Here is a 19,969-nt window from a genome sequence, read left to right as displayed (position 1 = left end):
TTAAAGGCGGCGTCAGATCCTGACGCCGCTTGTCTCGTCGAAGAGGTGAAGCTTCTCCAGATCGACACGGACGCCGATGATATCTCCCGCCCGTGTATTTCCGCGACCGGTTTCGACAATGGTGAGTTCAGGTCTGGTCGCCGCGGTGATGAAGGTTGAAGAACCCGTCGATTCCACGACAGCGACCGGAACGTCGAAAGTGCCCTGCCCCTGGCTGGTGATGCCAATGTGTTCGGGGCGAATACCGGCGGTGACTTTGCGGCCGGGTTGCAGTTTGCTGGAGATCGCCACCTTGTGCTTCAGCGCCCCGAAGTCGAGCGTCAGGCTTTCGCTACCTTCGCCGACGATCGCCGGGATGAAGTTCATTGCGGGCGAGCCGATGAAGCCGGCGACGAATTTGTTGGCAGGCGTGTCGTAAAGATCAAGCGGCCTTCCCTGCTGCTCGATGACGCCATCGCGCATGACGACAACGTGATCGGCCATCGTCATAGCCTCGATCTGGTCGTGGGTAACGTAAACGGAAGTCGCATGAAGTCGGTCGTGTAACGCACGGATTTCCTTGCGCATATGGACACGCAGCGCCGCATCCAGATTGGAAAGCGGTTCGTCAAAGAGGAATGCCTTCGGATGACGGATAATGGCGCGGCTCATGGCGACGCGCTGACGCTGGCCGCCTGAAAGCTCTCGCGGATAGCGTTTCAGGAGATGCGACAGGCCGGTCGTGGCGGCGACGTCCTCGGCGGCTTTCTTCGCCTCGGTTTTGGCGACGCCGCGGATGCGGAGACTATATGTGAGATTCTGCTCGACGGTCATATGCGGATAAAGAGCGTAGGACTGGAAGACCATCGCCACGTCGCGCTTGCGCGGCGGCACGTTGTTCATCAGCTCCCCGGCGATCTTGAGGTCGCCCTCAGAGATGCTTTCAAGACCCGCGAGAGATCGCAGAAGCGTGGACTTGCCGCAGCCGGAAGGACCGACGAGCGCCACGAACGTCCCCTTGGCGATCGACAGGTTGATGTTCTTGAGAGCGTGAAAGGCGCCGTAATGCTTGTTGACGCCGACAAGCTCGATCTGAGTGGTCATTTGAGGGCTCCCGAGGTGAGGCCGGATACGATGCGGCGCTGCAAGAGAACGAAGATGGCGAGAATGGGCGTTACATACATCGTGGCGTAGGCCATGATGTTGTTCCACTCGTTGGTGTTCGGCCCCATGAAGGAATTGAGACCGACGCTCGCCGGCTGAAGCTCGGCGGCCTGGATCATCGATTTCGCATAGACGAATTCGCCGAAGGCCTGCATGAAGATGAGGATCGCGCTGACCAGGATACCGTTGCGCGCCAGCGGCAAGACGATGGTGAAGAAAGCGCCGATGCGGGAATTGCCGTCGACAAGAGCGGCCTCTTCCAGTTCCTGGGGTACGGCCATGAAGGTGGCGCGGACCAGGACGACGAAGAAGGGCATGCTTTTTGCTGCTATGGCGATGATAACGGCAAGACGCGGATAGTTGAGCATGCCGAGCTGCGAAAAACCGACGAAGATCGGTGTAACCATCAAGGAGGCGGGAAGAACCTGCAGCATGAGGATCAGGAACAGGCCGATATCCACCCAGATGCTGCGATAACGCGCCAGCACGTATGCGCAACCAACGCCGAGGATGGTGATGAGGGCCACGGAACCGAGCGCGATCACCAGCGAATTCCAGAGATAGCGACCCATGTTCCGGCTCTCCCACACATAGGCATAGGTGCTCCATTGCGGAGAAGACGGCCAGAAGCTCGGCGGCGTGGCGAACATCTCCGAGCCGCTTTTCAGTGCTGTGATATACATCCAGTAGAGCGGAAAGAGGTAGATCGCCGCCATGGCGATGGCGATCGCGAGCATCAGTCGGTTTCGGTTTATTTCACTCATCCTCGCACCTCATGGCGCGTCGAACGGACATAGACGACAGAGGCGATCATGACGAAGACGATCATGATGACGGAGATCGTGGCGCCTTTGGCGAAATCATATTGGCGGAAAGACAACTCCCAGGCCCAATATTGCGTCACATTTGAGGAATTGTTCGGCCCGCCAGAGGTGATCGCGGCGAAGAGGTCGAACTGTTGCAGCGTGAAGATCAGGCCAAGGGCGATGATGGCGCCGATTGTCGAGCGCATCATCGGCAGAGTGATGGTCCAGAAGCGCTGCCAGGCATTCGCACCATCGAGTTCTGCAGCTTCATAGAGATCGCCGGGGATGGCCGAAAGGCCGACGGATAAAAGGATCATGTTGAAGGAAGTGCCGAGCCAGACATTGGCAATAATGACGGCAAAGAGCGAATAGTGTGGGTCGGAACGCCAGAAGATGTTTCCGGAGATCATGCCGCTTTCTCGCAGGATGAAATTGAGCACGCCGAAGTCGCCTGACAAGATCCAGTTCCAGATGGCGCCGACAACGAGGCCGGGCATGACCCAGGACACGAGGAAGAGACCGCGCATCCATGATGCCCCGGGAAAGTTCACCCAGAAGAACAACGCAAGCCCGAAACCGATCAGGAACTGACCTGCGATCGAGCCGGCGACGAAGATCAGCGTGTTGTAAAAGATCCCCAGCGTCTCGGGCTGCGCGAAGAGATCTGTGTAATTCTTGAAGCCGACAAAGGGTCGCGAAAAGGTCCCGAGGCTGAACATGTCAACCTCCTGAAAGCTCATTACAACGTTGTAGATGAGCGGCAGACCCGCCATCAGAAACAGAAAGCCGAGCGGAAAGGCAACGAGCACGATATCGAAACCGCGGCCGTCCTTGACGCTCATCAGGATCCTCTTCATGGGGCCTCCGATTACTCCCGAACGGCGCTGCCTGGCGCTCTCGCGCAAGACAGCCCCTGCCGGGAGGAAATGGTTGAGTTTCTCCTTCCCCCCGGACCGGGGAGAAGACGAAGCGATTGACTGCGCCAATTATCCCAGAACGGCCTTGATTTTGTCGGCGGCCTGGTCGAGCGCTTCCTTGGCGCTCATCTGGCCAGTCAATGCGGCCTGGATTGCGTCCTGGATCGCCTTGGAGATCTTCGGCCACTGCGGGTGCGGGCCACGGGGCTTGGCATATTTCAGTTGCTCGAGGAAGACCTTGAGAGCATCATCCTTCAGCTTTTCGCCGGTCTGCGGGATAGTGATGTCGGAACGGGCCGGAAGCTGGCCGTAGTTCTTGAACAACTTGTCGTCCTGAGAGGCGAAATACTCAAGCGCCTTGAAAGCTTCGGCCGGGTGCTTGGAGCTTGCGAAGATCGCCCAGTTGAAGTCGCCCATGGCCGATGAACGCTCTGCGCCTGCCTTCGGGACCGGAAGCAGTGTCACACCCCAATCGAACTTGGCTTCCTTCACCATGCGGTCGAGCTCCCACGGACCGGAGATCGCCATGGCTGCATTGCCGGAGTTGAAGGTGCCGGTCGAGTCCCACTGGCCGCGCGTGAGTGTATCCGGCGAGGCAAGCTTTTCGTCCAGTATGGTCTTCCAGGTCTCGAGCGCCTTGACCGCACCATCGGCATTGATGTTCTCGTAGCCGCCACCGCCCATTTGGGCCCAAGGAAGGAACTGGAAGGTGCCTTCCTCGTTGGCTTTTGCAGAGAAGGCCAGGCCATAGACGTTCTTGGCCGGATCGGTCAGTTTACGCGCGTCTTCAACGAGCTCGTCCCAGGTCTGCGGCGGCTTGTTCGGGTCGAGGCCCTTCGCCTTGAACATGTCCTTGTTGTAGTAGAGCGCGATCGTGTTCGTCGCTTTTGGCACGCCATAGTATTTCCCGTCCCATTCGACCGACTTCAGCGGCCCGGGAAAATAATTCTCCGGCTTGATCACGGTCGACTTCGAGATCATGTCGGTCAGATCGAGGAAGGCGCCACGCGAAGCGAACATTGCGTGTTCGGGATTATCGACGGCAATGATGTCGGGCGCCTGACCGGAGGCATAGGCGCGCATCGCTTCGGTGACGACGTCATCGAACTGAATGAGGCGGTATTCGATCTTAATGCCGTTGTTCTGCGCGTTGAATTCCTTGACGAGATTGGGCGCCGGTTGAATGTCGCGATCAAGTGACCAGACGCTGATGGTCACGTCTTCGGCCTTGGCTGAAAAGCCGAAGAGCGAGACGCCGGCAAGTGCCAAAGCACTCAGGACTGCGAATTTGCGGATAGCCATGGTTCTCCTCCTTTGTGGTTACCCATTCCCCGACTGCCCGGCAAATCCTCCTTGCCGGGCGCCGTATCATTAAACCGGATCGGCGACAAAGTCGCCGCCCCGGGCATGCTTCAGATGGTTCAGTGCGTAGACCTGGCCTGTCATCTCCAGCACGTCGCGGTAAACCGGATCGTGCCAGCCTTCGATATCGATCGAGCCCGACCAGCCCGCCAGACGCAGCTCCGAAATGATGTCCGTCCAGTTGCTGTCGCCGAAGCCAGGCGTGCGCATGAGGACGAATTTTTCCTTGCCGAAGATGCCATGCTCCTTGATGACATCCCAGCGGATCGTCGCATCCTTGCCGTGGACATGGAAGATTTTCTTTGCCCACTTTCGGATCTGCGGCAGCGGCTCGATCAGGTAGACCATCTGGTGGCACGGTTCCCACTCAAGGCCGATATTATCGTCCGGCGTCTCATTGAAGATCAGCTCCCAGGCATCGGGATTATGCGCGATGTTCCAGTCACCGGTTGTCCAGTTGCCGTCCATTGCGCAGTTTTCGAAGGCGATCTTGATGCCCTTGTCGGCGGCGCGCTTGGCAAGTTCGCTCCAGATCTGCTTGTAGCGCGGCAGGCTGTCGGTCAGCGGCGCACCGCGGATGCGGCCGGTAAAGCCGGCAACGCAATTGGCGCCAAAATGATGGGCATTGTCGATGCAGTCCTTCCAGCCCTGCAGCGTCTGCAAGTCGATATCGGTTTCTTCCAGCGGATTGCCGAACATGCCGAGCGTCGAGATCGTGATGTCGCGATCGCCGATGGCATCGAGTGAGCGCTTGCCGAGCTCGGCGAGATCCTGCCCGTTCGTCGTCTGCCAGAAAAAGGGTTCGAAGCTCTCGAATCCCATATCGGCGATCTGGCCGATGCGCTTGTCGGCCCCGCCCTTGGACGCGCTGACCATAGTTCCGATTCGGATGGATTTTGCAGGATTGCTCACGATCTCAATTCCTTATGCTGATATTACAACACGTTTGCCCGTTCTGGCGCTCTCGACCGCGCCGAAGACCATGGCAAGGCTTCTGATGTTGTCGCAACTGGCCGTCTCCGGCCGCCTGCCGGTCCGGATGGCGTCCACGAAACCTGCAATCACGCTGGCATGGCCGCGTGTCTCCTCGTCCCGCTCCGGCCCTGGAACATCGACGGGCGTAAAGCCGCGAAGCAGCCCCCTCTCTTCCCCGGCGACCGCGGCGCGGAATGTTTCATCTCCATTCCAGGTCAGCATTCCCCTGGAGCCAACGAGACGCCACTGGCTTTCCCAGCTCGTGCGCTCGCCTTCAGCGCACCAGGAGCCGCGATAGGTGAAAATGACATCGTCGGAGAATTCAAAGGTGGCGTTGGCACAGGCGCCGTGACGATACCACGACCCCTTCGGATTGCGCTCGACGCAGTAGACGGCGAGCGGCGTCTTGCCGGCGACAAAGCGTGCGGCGTCGAAGGTATGGATCGCCATGTCCACAAGCAGGACATTGTCCATGTCTTCGCGGAAGCCGCCGAAATGCGGGGCTATGAAGAAGTCGCAATGGATCCCGGTCAGATCGCCGATTGCACCGCTTTCGACAAAACGGCGCATGCGACGAACACCGGAAATGAAGCGTCGGTTCTGGATGATCGCATGGATCTTGCCTGTCTCTGCGGCAAGATCGATCAGGGCAGTTCCTTCCGCCAGCGAGGCAGCCATCGGCTTTTCGCTCAGCACATGGCATCCCGCCTTAAGGGCTGTAGAGACGACATTGAAGCGGGCAACCGGGATGACGACGTCGAAGACGATATCCGCCCTCGCCGATGCAATAACATCGGAAAGATCGGTGCCGATCAAGGCCCGATTCAGGCCGAATTCAGCGGCGAGCGCTTCGGCTGCAGCCAAGTTCACATCGACGAGGCCCGTCACCTCGATTGCTTCGGCTAGAGCCGGCGTTTCCTTTATGGCACGCAACCAGCCCTTGGACATGGCTCCGCAACCGCACAGCACTGCATTCAATGTCACGATTTCCTCCCGCGGCGCGCCTCCGGCAAATCTCCGAAGGCATGTCCCGTAAACGTTTACGATCCTAACGGAAACGTTTCTTGCTGTCAATAGAAGGCAAAGCAGGCTCGAATAGTGCGGAAAAGGGGTTTGAATGCACGATCTTGGTGGAATCCCTGTTCAATGCAGCGCGGTCATGGCAGGCATGTCATCTGGCTGACAAACAGAGATTTTAGGAAAACAATCAGCACCCAAACGGGCAGAACAGGCGCCCTACTGCTGCTTTAAGCGCCGTGGCACGGAAACATAGCAGTGAGGACCGCGCTCATGCCTGCATCCTTGGTGCCCATGCGAATCAGGAGCTGTTCGTGACTTCGCGCTGAGAAAAAGGAATACCAATGAAGGACGGCCCGACGAGCCAGAAAAATAAGACCAAGCCCAAGGAGCGCATGCGATTTGCCAGCGCAGATCAGGTCGCCCAGCTTGCGGGCGTTTCACGCTCCGCCGTTTCACGCACTTTCACCCCAGGCGCAAGCGTTGCGCCCGCCACCCGCGAACGGGTGCAGAAGGCTGCCGAGGAGCTCGGCTATCATGTCAACGACCTGGCACGTGGCGTCCTTGCAAATCAGAGCCGCCTGGTCGGTATTGTTGCGACGCGGCCGGAAGTCGGCTTCCGCGCCCATCTGGCCGCAGCACTTGCAAAGGCGCTGATAAGGCGAGGCAGCATCCCGATCCTGATCGACACCGGCAAGACAGAGGATGAAATGCTTGCCGCGCAGAAGGTGTTGATCGGCCACCGCGCCGAAGCAACGATCATTCTTTCCGGATCGCCACCCGCCAGCTTCGTTGATATCGCGCATCGCAACGGCCAGCCGTTGGTGGTCATCGGTCGCTGCGAGCCGGATGCCGATCATGTCAGTGCCGGAAACGCCGAAGCATCCCGCAAAGCAGCGACGGCTTTCTTCGAAAAGGGGTACCGGCGACTTGCCGTTGCAGTGTCGCATTCGGCAACGTCCAGCATTGCAGAGCGCAAGGATTCCTTCTTGGCGGCAGCCGAAGAGTGCGGCGCTTCGATCTCGATCGGGCGCGGCAGCGATTCCGACTATGACAGCGGCATGGATGCCGCGCGTCAGCTCTTCTCCCAGACCGAAAGACCTGATGCCGTCTATTGCGCCAACGATTTGATTGCCTTCGGATTGATGGATCATGTGCGAAAGACGCTCGGCTTGCGGATACCGGAAGACGTCGCGGTGATCGGCTTCGATGATGTGCCGGAGGCAGCCTGGCTCAGCTACCGGCTTACGACTTTCCGCCAGGATCCGGTCGTCATGGCGCAGCGCGCCGTCGACCTTGTCGAGCGTCGGCTTGCCAATCCGGACTTGCCGCCTGCCTACGAGAGAATCGTTCCGGAACTTGTCTTCCGCGACAGCTTTACTCCCTGACCTTAAAGCCGACGCGATCCCTTTTGCCGCTCGCCACAGATAGCTGCCGGACAACAGGCGTCGGAAGTGACGTGTTGCCGTCACGCAACAACCTTATCGATGATAGCTACAATTCATGATTTAGTATTGCTGACCACCCGCCGTTGTGCAAATATGCGGCTATCTCGCAGATTTGATCAGAGGAGGCGTGAAATGAATTCCATTCTCGTGTTTGTACGCTCCGCTGGCGGGATGGCTCCCATGACGTCGATGCACTGTGCATCCAATCGGGACCTGTATTCGTCCGAGGCCGTGTAAACCCCGGATTCCTGCCAATTTGGCATTTCCCAACTTGACCTGACGTGAGTCGGACCGCCGAGCGACTAGGTGTGTTCCACGTCCGCCTCCGTATGTCTTTGAACCTTCAAGAGGACCTGGCTGCTTGAGCCGGGGCGGATAATCATGCGTGAAGTACAAGTTATAGTTGCTGAAACCCTGCCAGCAACGGTCGATGAACTATACCGGAAATTTGGCGTCTGGCGGACAGCGCGCGCGCTGGTCCTGGCCGCCTGGAGGCATCACCAAACGGTGAGCCAGGTCTCCCAGCTGTCAGATCGTATGCGCCGCGATATCGGCCTTCCGGAGGCCGAGCACGCGCACAGCGCGGAGAGGTACTGGAGCATCTGGCCAGACACAAGATGACTTCCAGCCCCGGCGGCCTGGCTGCCGGGGCTGGCATCTGCCTGCGGACCACCTTGATGAGGAGCGTGAAGTAGATGTCGGCTGGCAAGCGCAAAAGCGATGCGGCATCGTCATCCTGGGCCGGTTTTCATCTGACGTCCGTGCCGCCCACGGCTGCCGCCCATGGGCAAGCGAGCCTGCGGCCGCTTTGCGCAGACGCGTTCCTGTGGCAATAAGAGGAGGCTACGCGCTTTGATCGAGGAGGAAGAACGCAGCCGATGAAGGGAATCCGTCAGCTTGCCAAGCATCTCGACATTTCGATTGGGACGGTTTCCCGCGCGCTGAACGACAAGCCGGACGTCAACGAGGAAACGCGCAAGCGCGTGCTGGCGGCTGCCGAAGAGCTCGGCTACGTGCCAAATCAATCCGGCCGGAGCCTGAGGCAGGGCACGACCAACGTCATCGGATTGATGATCGAATCAAGCAAAGAAACGGTCGAAAATAGCGACAACTTTTTTCTCGGCCTCACCGGCGGTCTGCAGAGCGTGCTTGCACGCCACAAGCTCGACCTCGTAATGCTGCCCTGCCCCAGCGACGAAGATCCCTACGAATATCTGAAGCGCATGGTGGCGCGGCGCGTCGTCGACGCGATGATTCTTTCAGCGACGCAGCGGATCGATAGGCGCATCGATCTTCTGGTGAAAGCCAAGATCCCTTTCGTCGCGCTCGGACGAAGTTCATCGGGCGGCAACTACACCTGGATAGATCTCGATTTCGAAGGCGTAGCTGCATCGGCCGTCGACCGGCTGGTGGCCAAGGGACATCGCAGGATCGCGATCGCAGCACCCTCGAGCGACATCAATCTCGGCTATGTCTTCGTCGATGCCTACCAAAAGTCGCTTGAGCGCCACGGCATCCCCTACGACCCGAAGCTCGTCATCCGCGTCAAATCGAGCGAACAAGGTGGCTATCAGGCCGGACACGAATTGCTGCTGCTGGACAACAAGCCGACAGCCATCATCCTGATCTACGAACTGATGGCGATTGGTCTTTACAGACGCCTTGTCGAGGCAGGCGTCGTTCCGGGGCGCGATTTGGCAGTGATCGGCTTCCGCGAAGAGCCGCGCGCTAAATTCCTGCAACCTGCCCTCACCTGTTTTCGCATGTCGCTGCGCGATCTCGGTGTCGAACTGGCCGAAACGCTGCTTGCGACCATGCCCGCTTATGCGAAATTTTATCCCAAGGGCGCGCGCAACACGATCTGGCCGCTGGAACTGGTGCCAGGCGAAAGCGACGCCTTTTTACTCAATTCGTGAAAACTGGCCGCGCCATCTTCGGAGCGGCCGCAATTGTCATTCAGCCGGCGCTGCGGCGGCGCGGCGGCCGAGCGTTGCTTGAGTAAGGACGAATGCAAGCAGCGCGCAGGCCGCAATGCCTGCGGCCATCGGAACGGCCGTCCCGTCGGCAAACAGGCTAGACACCACCATCGCGACAGCCGCAATGACGAAGTGCAATGTTCCCATCAATGACGAGGCCGTACCTGCGATCTGACCATGATCCTCCAGAGCAAGAACCGCGCTCGTTGGGATGACAAGGCCGAGAAAGCCATATCCGATGAAAAGCAAGACGGCCATGACCGCAAGCTCGTTGATGCCCGCCGCCATTACGACGGCCATCACGACCATGACGAGGCAATAGAAGGTGACAGCTGAGCGCATGACGCGAGCGAGGCCGAAACGCTCTCCGAGCCATCCGGTCGCCTGCGAAACGGCGAAGAAGGACACGGCATTGACGGAAAAGGCGAAGCTGTACTGCGTCGGGGTCAGGCCGTAGTGCTGGATCAGAACGAAGGGCGAGTTGGCGAGGTAGACGAGGAAGCTTGAGATCCCGAGACCACCGATGGTGGTGAGCGTCAGGAAATTCCTGTCGCGCAAAAGCAATCCATAGGCAGACATCGCGCTGCCGAGGCTGCTGCCCTTACGATCCTTCGTCGGGCGAGTCTCGTCAAGCTGTGTGGCAAGCAGCACGAGCCCGACGACGGCCGCGACCATCACCGCCCAGAAGACACCCCGCCAGCCGTAGAACTCGATGACCGCGCTGCCGGCCAGCGGAGCAAGGATGGGGGAAATTGAAAAGACGAGCATGAGTAGCGACATGAGACGGGCTGCCTGAACGCCAGTGTGCATGTCACGAACAACAGCGCGTGGTATGACCATGCCGGCCGCCCCGCCGATGCCCTGGATAAAACGGAAGGCGATCAGCGTTTCTATGTCTTGCGCCAGCGCGCAGCCGATGCTGGCAAGGGTGAAGATGCCGATGCCCAGGTAAAGTGGCAGCTTGCGGCCCCACATGTCGGACAGCGGACCGTAAAGCAACTGGGCCAGTGCAAAAGAAATGAAGAACGACAGAAGGCTCAACTGGGTAACGTTATTATTAGAACCGAGATCGGCGCCGATCGAAGGCAGCGCGGGAAGGTACATGTCGATAGCAAAGGGACCTATGGCTGATAGCAGCCCGAGAATGATCGCAATGCGAAAGAATGAAGCGGTCATTTTGATGATCTTTCATAAATGCGCAGCGAAGGAAGCGGATCTACTCCGCCGCGTTGCTTTCGAAGGATTCAAATGAGGGGCGGCTGCAGCCTGCCCGACGCGCTGGGACCGGCGTCAGCGAATGCGAACCGACGTGTCAATTATTTTGGACACATATGTAAAATTAGACAACGTTGTCTAAAACGTCAAGGCGCATTATCTATAGAGAGATGAAGAATTTCGCGCCATCCGAAAAGAAATTGGACGAGCCGACCCAGCGCGGCCAGTTCAAGAAGCGCGCTTCCATCCTTGAAGCAGCCGCGGACGTGTTTTGCCGCCAGGGCTTCGCAGGAGCAAGCATCGACGAGATTGCGGCAGAGGCCAATGTCTCGCGCCAAACGATCTATAATCACTATTGCGAGAAAGAGACCTTGTTCATCGCCGTCGTGGACGACGTGCTGAAGCGCGCCAATTCGATGATTTTTTCGATGCTGGCAACATTTCCGATCAATGCCGACAATTTGGAAGAAGACCTTGTCGCCTTCGCGATCCGGATCAACAAGAATTGCATTTGCAACCAGGACGGAAAGTTCCTGCGCCGTCTCGTCCAGAACGAAGGTGAGCGCTATCCGCATCTCTTCGAGACTTGGCGTCAGCAAGGCCCCGGCAGGATCGTTTCGGCGCTCGGCGCCTTATTTGCGCGGTTGAGCGCCAGCGGTGCGCTGACGATCGAAGATTTCGATGTGGCGGCACGCCAATTCCTTGCTCTCGCGAATGCGGATCTGCAGGTCATGATGCTGTTCGGGCAAACGCCGAGCGATGAGCAGATTGAAAGTGCCGCCCGCAATGCGGTCACGACGTTCCTTCGCGCCTACGGTGCGGGTGTGAGCGCCGGGCGGCTTGCGCCCGCCAGCGGCTGAGCCTCAGGCAAAGACCAGCATCTGCGACGGAACGGCAGCGAGCGCGCCATTGCGGCGTGCGACGGCATATCTCAGCGACTGCTCGACGACAGACGGCTTGACCGGCTTTTTGACGACGCCGAGCGTCCCCTCGATGCCTCCTGCCACCATGTCCGGATTGCCGGTCATAAAGACGACGGCAATACCGTGGTCTTGCGCCAGTCGGCGGCCGATTTCCGGTCCGGTCGCACCATCCGACAGGTTGACGTCGACAAAAGCGACGTCCGCCGTCGGCGCAAGACGCAACGCCTGTTCCTTGTTTGTGGCAAGCCCTGTCACTTCCATGCCCATGGCGTGAACGGTTGCTTCAAGATCGAGGGCGATCAAGAACTCGTCCTCCACGATCAATACTTTTTGGTTCATGAGGTTGTCCTATAAGCCAGCTTACGCAAAACAATTCGTGGCCAAACGCCCTTTCCACCCGGCACACGAAAGACTGCGCAGCAGCGGAACTTGGGTGAATAACGGGCAAGCGGGGGATATGTTCCGGACCGATACGCATTATTTTTCGAATAAGCTATTGTTAATATTAACAAAACACTAAACGTGGCGTAAGCCTTTGATAAAAAGCATCTCTAAATTTGAAGTTGTATTGACAAGTCTTTTCGGCCGCAGGAGAGTGCCGCAATGAAGCGCCAGCGACCGGGGGGGACCTATGTCTGTACGCTCGTTTTTTGCATCTGCCGTCATTGCCGTTTCAGCCATCGCGGCCAGCCTTCCCGCGACAGCTGCGGAGACGAAGCGAGATATCCAGACGATCAAGGACGCTGACTTCTTCGGCTTTGACCTGCGGACCGAACAGAACGTTTCGCTCGAACAATGCAAGACCTCGTGCATTGGTGACAAGAGCTGCAAGGCTTTCACCTATAACCCCAAGGTGAAATGGTGTTTCCTGAAGTCCGACTTCAAGACGATGAACGCATTTCCGGGCGCCATCGCCGGTCGGGTCGTCGAAACGACGGCGGGACCGCGCGAGCGCGATATCGGTGCGCCCCCTCGCCTCAGCTTTCTGTCGGAAGACATCATCCAGCAAGCGCGCGACTTCAAGGCCAATCTGGCGCTCACCGACGCTCAACCGGGCCAGACCGTCGACAGCCTGACAGCAACGGCGCGCCTTGATCTTACCGCCAACAACCTCGCAGGTGCGATCGACGCTTTTCATCATGCGCTGGCGCTGGCGCCCGACGATGCCGATCTCTGGCTGGAGACGGCTCGCGCCGCAAATTCGCTCGGCGGTACTGACAGCCAGGCCTTCGGCCAGGCACTGGTCGATGGGTTGAACGGCTACCAACTGACGCGCACAGCCTCAAAGCGGGCCGAGGCTCTTGCCGTGCTTGCGACCTCGCTCGCCAAGAATTCGAATTTCCGCGCGGCCCTCAACGCCTATAAGGCAAGCCTTGCGCTGGCAAGTTCCAGGGAAGTGCAGGCAGCTTATCTAAAGCTCAAATCGGAACAGGGCTTCCGTATCACCGAACACAATGTCGATGCAGACAGCGCGACGCCTCGTGCCTGCGTGACGTTCTCTGAACCCCTCGTCAAGTCGCTCGACTATGCACCGTTTGTAACGCTGAACGGACAAGTCCCCAAGGCGCTCGAGGCCAAGGACAAGCAGATCTGCGTCGAGGGCCTGGGTCACGGCGAAACCTACAAGATCAGCTTGCGCACCGGCCTTCCCTCTTCCGTCGACGAAGTCCTGGACGTACCCGTCAGCCTCGATGTCTACGTCAAGGACCGCTCTCAGATGGTGCGCTTTACCGGCGATGGCTTCGTGCTGCCTTCGACGGCCCGCCGCGGCGTTCCGCTCGTCAGCGTCAATATCGAAACTGCCAACCTCAAGCTCTACCGCATTGGCGATCGCGGTATTGCTCCGCTCCTCACCACTTCGCAGTTCCTGACGCAGCTCGACGGTTATAGCGCGCAGCGCATTCAGGATGAAAGCGGTGAACTCGTGTGGCAGGGTTCAATCGAGATCGCCAACGCTCTGAACAAAGATGTCGTCACCAGCTTCCCCGTCGATGAAGTCCTGCCCAAGCGCCAGCCGGGCATCTATGTTCTGACCGCCTCGCCTGCCGACAAGCCGGAAAACGAGTGGGATTCCAAAGCGACACAATGGTTCGTCGTTTCCGATATCGGCGTTACAACCTATGCCGGAGCCGACGGGCTCAACGTCTTTACGCGCTCGCTCGCTTCCGCCAAGCCGATCGCCGGTGTCGAACTGCAACTGCTTGCCAAAAACAACGAGGTTCTGGGCACCGCGACGACGGATGAAAGCGGCCGAGCCACCTTCACTGCCGGGCTGCTGCGCGGCACCGCAGCACTCACGCCAGCCGTCCTGGCTGCCCGGAGCGGGGCGTCCGACTACGTCTTCGTCGACATGACTCGTGCAGGCTTCGACTTGTCCGATCGCGGCGTCACGGGACGAGCCTCACCCGGGGCTATCGATGTCATGACCTGGACCGAGCGCGGGATCTATCGGGTGGGCGAAATCGTCCATGCCACTGCCCTTGCCCGCGATACGGATGGCAAGGCGATCGAGAAGCTGCCGCTGACCTTCATCTTCATGCGTCCAGATGGCGTCGAAGACCGGCGCATCATTCGGCAAAGCAGCGACGTCGGCGGCTACCTGATCGATCTGCCGATTCAGGAAAATGCCATGCGCGGCAGCTGGACGATGAACGTCCATACCGACCCCAAGGCCCCCCCGATCGGCACCAGAACGTTCCTCGTCGATGATTTCGTTCCCGATCGCACCGAGCTGGATCTGAAGACCGAAGCCCAGGTAATCGGTCCCGATACGCCGGCAACGATTAAAATCAGCGGTAAATATCTTTACGGCGCGCCGGCAGCCGGCCTGACGCTCGAAGGCGATGTCGTCATCAACCCGACGCGCGAAAGCCAAAGCTTCCCGGGTTACTTCTTCGGTCTTTCTGACGAGGAGGCGAACGAAGAAAGCCGCCAGGCGATCGAAGGCCTGCCGGAACTGGACGAGAACGGCCAAGCAACGACCGATCTTGCGATCGGCGATCTTCCGGCAACCACGCAGTTGTTGAACGCGACGATCCATGTCCGCATGCAGGAAACGGGCGGCCGGGCGCTTGAGCGCTCGCTCGTGATCCCGGTCAAGAACCAGGGGCCGGTAATCGGCATCAAGCCTGAATTTTCAGATGATATTGCCGAGAACTCGATCGCAAGCTTCAACGTGATCGGCGTCTCGGCCGACGGCCAGAAGCAGGAAATGAAGGGGCTTCGCTGGACGCTTTCACTCCTTGAGCGCGAATACCAATGGTATCGGGAAGGCACGGCGTGGAAATACGAAACCGCCTTCAATGCCCGCCAGGTTGCCAGCGGCACGACTGATACCGGATTGGATGGCGGCAAGATCGCATCGCAGGTCGGCTGGGGCCGCTACCGACTTGAAGTCGAAAGCCCCGAGAACGATGGCCCGGTATCAAGTGTTGAATTCGATGCCGGATGGATGGTGGAGGCTGTCTCGAGCGAAACGCCAGACGGCCTTGAAATCGCACTCGACAAAGCGAGCTACAGGACAGGCGAGACGGCGAAGCTCAAGATTTCTTCGCGTTATGGCGGCGAGTTGATGGTGACGGCCGGAACGGAAGACCTCATCGCCGTACAAAATGCCACGATTGGCGAGACTGGCGGCGAAGTGGAGATCCCAGTCACCGCCGAATGGGGCGCTGGCGCCTATGTGACCGCAGCTCTCTTCCGTCCGGGCGACGCACAGGACAGCCATATGCCGATGCGCTCGATCGGCATCAAATGGCTGAAGGTCGATCCCGAGCAGCGCGCACTGCAGGTAACAGTCAATGCACCGGAAAAAATGCTGCCGCGCGCTCCGTTGAACATCAGCCTTGCGGTATCGGGTGCTGGAGCCACTGAGGATGCTTATGTCACGGTTGCGGCCGTCGATGTCGGCATCCTCAACCTGACACGTTACGAGGCGCCCGATCCCGAGGACTGGTATTTCGGCCAGCGCCAGCTCGGTCTTGAAATCCGGGATCTCTATGGCCGCCTGATTGACGCTTCTCTCGGCACGACAGGCAAGCTTAGAACCGGTGGCGATGGTGGCACGGTGGCGCTGCAGGCCAGCCCGCCGACGCAAAAACTCGTCGCCTTCTTCAAAGGTCCGGTGAAGCTTGACGCCGAAGGACGGGCGAATGTCCGCTTCGACATTCCGCAATTCAACGGCACGGCGCGTCTCATGGCCGTTGCCTGGTCCAAGGACGGGGTCGGCCACGGCGTCAAGGATATCGTCATCCGCGATCCGGTGGTCGTCACCGCCAGCCTGCCGAAATTCCTGGCGCCCGGCGACACGGCGCAACTGCGCCTCGATATCGCCAATACCGATGCGCCCGCCGGCGATTTCAGACTGCAGCTGATGGGCAACGAAGCCGTCGGCATCGAGGGGGCCGCAGCTTCCCGGACAATCCATCTGGATGCCGGTGAAAAATCCGATTTCACGCTGTCGGTGATCGGCAAGCAGCCCGGCAACGGCCTTGTTTCGATCAATCTGTCGGATGCATCTGGACTGTCGCTTGATCAGACAGTCGACATACCGGTCCGCCCATCGTCCCTGCCCGTGACCGAAAGGCGCGTCATCGCCTTAAAACCGGGGGCGAAACTGAGGGTCGACCAGGAACTTCTGGCCAACAGCGTTTTGCCGGGCGCCTCGGTCAGCGTCAACGTCACGCGTTCGGCCGCCTTCGACATTCCCGCACTGCTGATGTCGCTCGACCGTTATCCTTTCGGCTGCGCCGAACAGACGACGAGCCGCGCGCTGCCGCTTCTTTATCTCAGCGATCTTGCAAAACAAAACGGGCTCGAAGGCGATGCCGACGTCACGAAGCGTGTCCAGGACGCGATCTATCGTGTGCTGTCCTATCAGGCATCGGCGGGCAGCTTCGGCCTTTGGGGACCCGATTCAGGCGATCTTTGGCTCGACTCCTATGTCACTGATTTCCTGACGCGGGCGCGTGAAGAGAACTACGACGTGCCTGACCGCGCGCTGGTCCAAGCGCTCGAGAACCTGCAGAACGCGCTGAGCTACGACGTTGACGTCAAGACGCAGGGCGATCAAATTGCCTATGCAATCTATGTTCTTGCCCGCAACAGGAAAGCCTCGATCAGCGATCTGCGCTACTACGCCGATACGATGATCAACGACTTCCCGACGCCGCTTGCCAAAGCTCACGTCGCCGCGGCTTTGGCACTTTACGGAGATGCGACGCGGTCGAAGAATATCTTCGTCGACGCTTTGCAGATGACCGAGGATTCCATCGTTCAGCGCGTCAATCTTTCGCGCACCGATTACGGCTCTATTCTGCGCGACGGTGCGGCCATCCTGGCACTTGCGGCCGAAAGCCGCCCCGTCCCGCCAGTCATACCGGAACTGGCAAAAGCTGTTGGCCGCGAATGGGACCGCAGCAAGTGGACGAGCACCCAGGAACAGGCCTGGACGCTGCTTGCTGCGCGCGCGATCCAGAGCGGCGATGATTCGCTGAAGGTGGACGTCAACGGCGCGCTACATACAGGTGCCTATATGGCGAAGATGAGCGGCGACGCGCTGATGAACAATCCCCTGACGCTGACGAGCGCCATGGCCGAGCCGGTGTCGGCGGTCGTCACGACAGTTGCAGCACCCGTCACGCCGCTGCCTGCAGGAGGCAACGGCTTTGCTATCGAGCGCACCTATTACACGTTGGATGGCGAGCCGGCAAATGTCAGTGAGGCGCAGCAGAACGAGCGTTACGTGGTAGTGCTGCACGTCACCGAAACCAACGCCTGGCCGTCGCGCGTTGTCGTGACCGATCTGCTGCCAGCCGGCCTCCAGATCGATAATCCGAGCTTGGTCGACAGTGCTCAGCTCACCAATTTCGACTGGATCGGCGAACAGACGGCGGCACACACTGAATTCCGCAACGATCGCTTTGTTGCCGCCTTCAATCGGACCACCGACGACAACCGGGAAATCAATGTCGCCTATATCGTGCGGGCCGTCACCCCGGGCGCTTATGACCATCCGGCGGCGACCGTTGAAGATATGTACCGTCCCGAGTATTCGGCTCGCACGGCGACCGGCAAGATGGAGGTTGTCGCAGCAAGATAATGCGGCTCTGGCGCAAGCTCACGATTGGTACTGCGGCCGGTTTCATTCTTGCCGGCGCGGTTCTTTTTGCGCTGGACACTGCCGATAGGGCCTTTCCGCCGCCGCTCGATAAGACCGGTGCGGTGTCGGCCGAAGTGCTTGATGCCGATGGTCAGTTGCTGCGCGCCTTTGCGACGCCGGAAGGGCGTTGGCGTCTGAAAACCACGGTCGCGGACGTTGACCCGCAATTCATGCGCATGCTGATTGCCTATGAGGACCGGCGCTTCTACGAGCATCGGGGCATCGATCCGCTGGCAATCGGGCGCGCAGGCCTGCAACTGGTCACCAACGGTCGCATCGTATCGGGTGCCTCGACACTTTCCATGCAGGTGGCGCGGCTGATCGAACCGCGCGCCGGACGTTCGCTTTCGGCGAAAATCCTCCAGGTGACGCGCGCCATTCAGATCGAGCGGCGGCTTTCGAAGGAAGAGATACTCGATCTTTATCTGACATATGCACCCTATGGCGGCAATCTGGAAGGCGTGCGGGCCGCAAGCCTTGCCTATTTCGGCAAGGAGCCGAAGCGGCTGACAGTTGCACAGGCTGCCCTTCTCGTTGCCCTTCCCCAGCTTCCTGAACGACGACGCCCCGACAGGAACCTGGCGGCAGCGGAAGCCGCACGAAAACGCGTTTTGAATCGCGCTGCCGTGGCCGAAGTCATCGGCGAGGGTGAGGCCGAGCGCGCCGAGGCGACACTCGTTCCGGCAACGCGCATGCAGCTTCCGGCCCTTGCCGCGCATCTTGCTGAAGCAGCGCTTGGCAGCAAGCCGAGCCAGCGCGAACATCGCACGACGCTGAAAAAGCAGATACAGGCAGGGCTTGAAGCGACGGCGAAAAGTGCCGCGATGAAACTTCCTGCGAAACTTTCGCTCGCAATCGTGATGGCCGATGCGCGCACCGGCGAAATCGTCGGCGAAGTGGGCTCGGCGGACTACTTCGACGCGAGCCGTTCCGGCTGGATCGACATGACGCGTGTCAGCCGCTCGCCCGGCTCGACCCTGAAACCCTTCATCTATGGTCTTGCCTTCGAACAGGGACTGGTCAGCCAGGAAACGATCATCGAGGACCGGCCTGCCGATTTCTTCGGTTACCGGCCGCGTAATTTCGACATGAGTTATCAAGGCGACGTGACGGTCCGCGAGGCATTGCAGCTTTCCTTGAATGTGCCGGCCGTCCGGCTGCTTGACGCCGTCAATCCGGCGCGGCTCTTGGTCCGCTTCCGCCGGGCCGGCGTTCGCCCCATCCTGCCGCCGAACGAAGCGCCGGGACTGGCGATTGGTCTCGGCGGCGTAGGCATCACGTTGAAAGACCTCGTGCAGCTTTATGCGGCGCTTGCCAACAGGGGTGAGCCGGTTCGCATCGGCGACGGCGTAACTGCCGTGCCCGGCAAGATAGACGGCGAGCCCTTGCTGGAGCCGGTCGCCGTTTGGAATGTTTCGGATATACTTTCCAGCGTCATTCCACCGGCAGGCGCCCCGCAACGCGGCATCGCCTACAAGACGGGGACCAGCTACGGCTATCGCGACGCCTGGTCAGTCGGCTACGACGGGCGGTATGTGCTCGGTGTCTGGGTGGGAAGGCCCGACAATGGCGCGGTGCCGGGATCGACCGGTTACGGCACGGCAGCCCCCATCCTGTTTGAGGCTTTTGCAAAATCGAACATTGCAACCACACCTTTGCCGCGCCCGCCCTCTGGCGCCATGCGCATCGCCCAGGCGGATCTGCCGGTGAGCCAGCGGCGTTTCTCGACAGATGCCAGCGGACTGCTTTCCACCTCCAGCCGAGAGCAGGCGCCACAGATCGTCTATCCGCCGGAGGGCGCGCATGTCGATCTCGGCGCAAGAAGCGGTGATCTTTCGCCATTGATATTGAAACTGCAGGGCGGCCGGGCGCCGTTCCGCTGGCTTGCAAACGGCAAGCCGCTACCCGATCTTTCTCGCCGCCGCACCAATCAATGGATGCCGGATGGTGGCGGCTACTCGAAACTGACGGTGATCGATGCGATCGGCCGTGCGGCAAGCGTCGGTGTCTTCATCGACTAAATCTTG

14 protein-coding genes are annotated in these 19,969 nt (G+C 59.6%); 6 read left to right on the top strand and 8 right to left on the bottom strand.

The features are described 5' to 3' along the window. Positions 1-12 precede the first annotated feature (12 nt). The 6 genes from AM571_RS29790 to AM571_RS29765 all read right to left on the bottom strand — a co-directional run bounded on the left by AM571_RS29790 (position 13) and on the right by AM571_RS29765 (position 6,187). Positions 13-1,083, bottom strand: coding sequence for an ABC transporter ATP-binding protein (locus AM571_RS29790; RefSeq protein ID WP_074064577.1), 1,071 nt, complete (start codon positions 1,081-1,083; stop codon positions 13-15). Next, positions 1,080-1,907 carry a carbohydrate ABC transporter permease gene (locus AM571_RS29785; RefSeq protein ID WP_074064576.1) on the bottom strand — a complete coding sequence of 276 codons (828 nt, stop codon included), beginning with the start codon at positions 1,905-1,907 and terminating at the stop codon, positions 1,080-1,082. Before AM571_RS29785 ends, AM571_RS29790 begins: the two co-directional genes overlap by 4 nt. After that, entirely contained in the window at positions 1,904-2,806 is a 903-nt protein-coding gene (locus AM571_RS29780; protein WP_074064575.1) for a carbohydrate ABC transporter permease, read from the bottom strand. The genes AM571_RS29785 and AM571_RS29780 overlap by 4 nt, the downstream gene beginning before the upstream one ends. 129 nt (positions 2,807-2,935) lie before the next feature. After that, a complete protein-coding gene (locus tag AM571_RS29775) occupies positions 2,936-4,168 on the bottom strand; it encodes an ABC transporter substrate-binding protein (RefSeq protein ID WP_074064574.1) in 1,233 nt (410 codons plus the stop codon). Between the two features lie 69 nt (positions 4,169-4,237). Next, on the bottom strand, positions 4,238-5,140 hold the full coding sequence (locus AM571_RS29770) for a sugar phosphate isomerase/epimerase family protein (RefSeq protein ID WP_074064573.1): 903 nt from the start codon (positions 5,138-5,140) through the stop codon (positions 4,238-4,240). Between the two features lie 12 nt (positions 5,141-5,152). Next, a complete protein-coding gene (locus AM571_RS29765; protein ID WP_074064572.1) occupies positions 5,153-6,187 on the bottom strand; it encodes a Gfo/Idh/MocA family protein in 1,035 nt (344 codons plus the stop codon). A 377-nt stretch (positions 6,188-6,564) separates the two neighbouring features. On the opposite strand from AM571_RS29765, the gene AM571_RS29760 reads away from it, so the two are divergent. The 3 genes from AM571_RS29760 (at position 6,565) to AM571_RS29750 (ending at position 9,584) form a co-directional block, all read left to right on the top strand. After that, entirely contained in the window at positions 6,565-7,608 is a 1,044-nt protein-coding gene (locus AM571_RS29760) for a LacI family DNA-binding transcriptional regulator (protein WP_074064571.1), read from the top strand. Positions 7,609-8,049: 441 nt separating this feature from the next. Further along, positions 8,050-8,289 carry a DUF1127 domain-containing protein gene (locus tag AM571_RS29755; protein ID WP_074064570.1) on the top strand — a complete coding sequence of 80 codons (240 nt, stop codon included), beginning with the start codon at positions 8,050-8,052 and terminating at the stop codon, positions 8,287-8,289. Between the two features lie 257 nt (positions 8,290-8,546). Continuing rightward, the gene (locus AM571_RS29750; RefSeq protein WP_074064569.1) at positions 8,547-9,584 is read left to right on the top strand and encodes a substrate-binding domain-containing protein; all 1,038 of its coding nucleotides are present in this window, start codon (positions 8,547-8,549) and stop codon (positions 9,582-9,584) included. Between the two features lie 36 nt (positions 9,585-9,620). Here AM571_RS29750 and AM571_RS29745 read toward each other — a convergent pair whose 3' ends face one another. Next, a complete protein-coding gene (locus AM571_RS29745; protein ID WP_074064568.1) occupies positions 9,621-10,820 on the bottom strand; it encodes a multidrug effflux MFS transporter in 1,200 nt (399 codons plus the stop codon). A gap of 173 nt (positions 10,821-10,993) precedes the next feature. Here AM571_RS29745 and AM571_RS29740 point away from each other — a divergent pair, with 173 nt between their 5' ends. Further along, positions 10,994-11,719 carry a TetR/AcrR family transcriptional regulator gene (locus tag AM571_RS29740; protein WP_074064567.1) on the top strand — a complete coding sequence of 242 codons (726 nt, stop codon included), beginning with the start codon at positions 10,994-10,996 and terminating at the stop codon, positions 11,717-11,719. A 3-nt stretch (positions 11,720-11,722) separates the two neighbouring features. Here the strand turns inward: AM571_RS29740 and AM571_RS29735 are convergent, their stop codons facing one another. Continuing rightward, positions 11,723-12,121: a response regulator gene (locus AM571_RS29735; RefSeq protein ID WP_074064566.1), complete on the bottom strand. Its 399-nt coding sequence runs from the start codon at positions 12,119-12,121 to the stop codon at positions 11,723-11,725. Positions 12,122-12,413: 292 nt separating this feature from the next. Between AM571_RS29735 and AM571_RS29730 the strand changes: the two genes are divergently transcribed. Both AM571_RS29730 and pbpC read left to right on the top strand, forming a co-directional pair. Continuing rightward, positions 12,414-17,882 (top strand): alpha-2-macroglobulin family protein, encoded by a 5,469-nt coding sequence (locus AM571_RS29730; RefSeq protein ID WP_074064565.1) that lies wholly within the window; start codon positions 12,414-12,416, stop codon positions 17,880-17,882. Further along, positions 17,882-19,963: a penicillin-binding protein 1C gene (gene pbpC / locus AM571_RS29725; protein WP_074064564.1), complete on the top strand. Its 2,082-nt coding sequence runs from the start codon at positions 17,882-17,884 to the stop codon at positions 19,961-19,963. Before AM571_RS29730 ends, pbpC begins: the two co-directional genes overlap by 1 nt. The last annotated feature ends 6 nt before the right edge of the window (positions 19,964-19,969 follow it).

Origin of the sequence: Rhizobium etli 8C-3, from assembly GCF_001908375.1 — a bacterium.
Taxonomy (GTDB): domain Bacteria; phylum Pseudomonadota; class Alphaproteobacteria; order Rhizobiales; family Rhizobiaceae; genus Rhizobium; species Rhizobium etli_B.
Note: the sequence above shows the minus strand (reverse complement) of the source record. Positions and strands in the feature narration are given on the sequence as shown.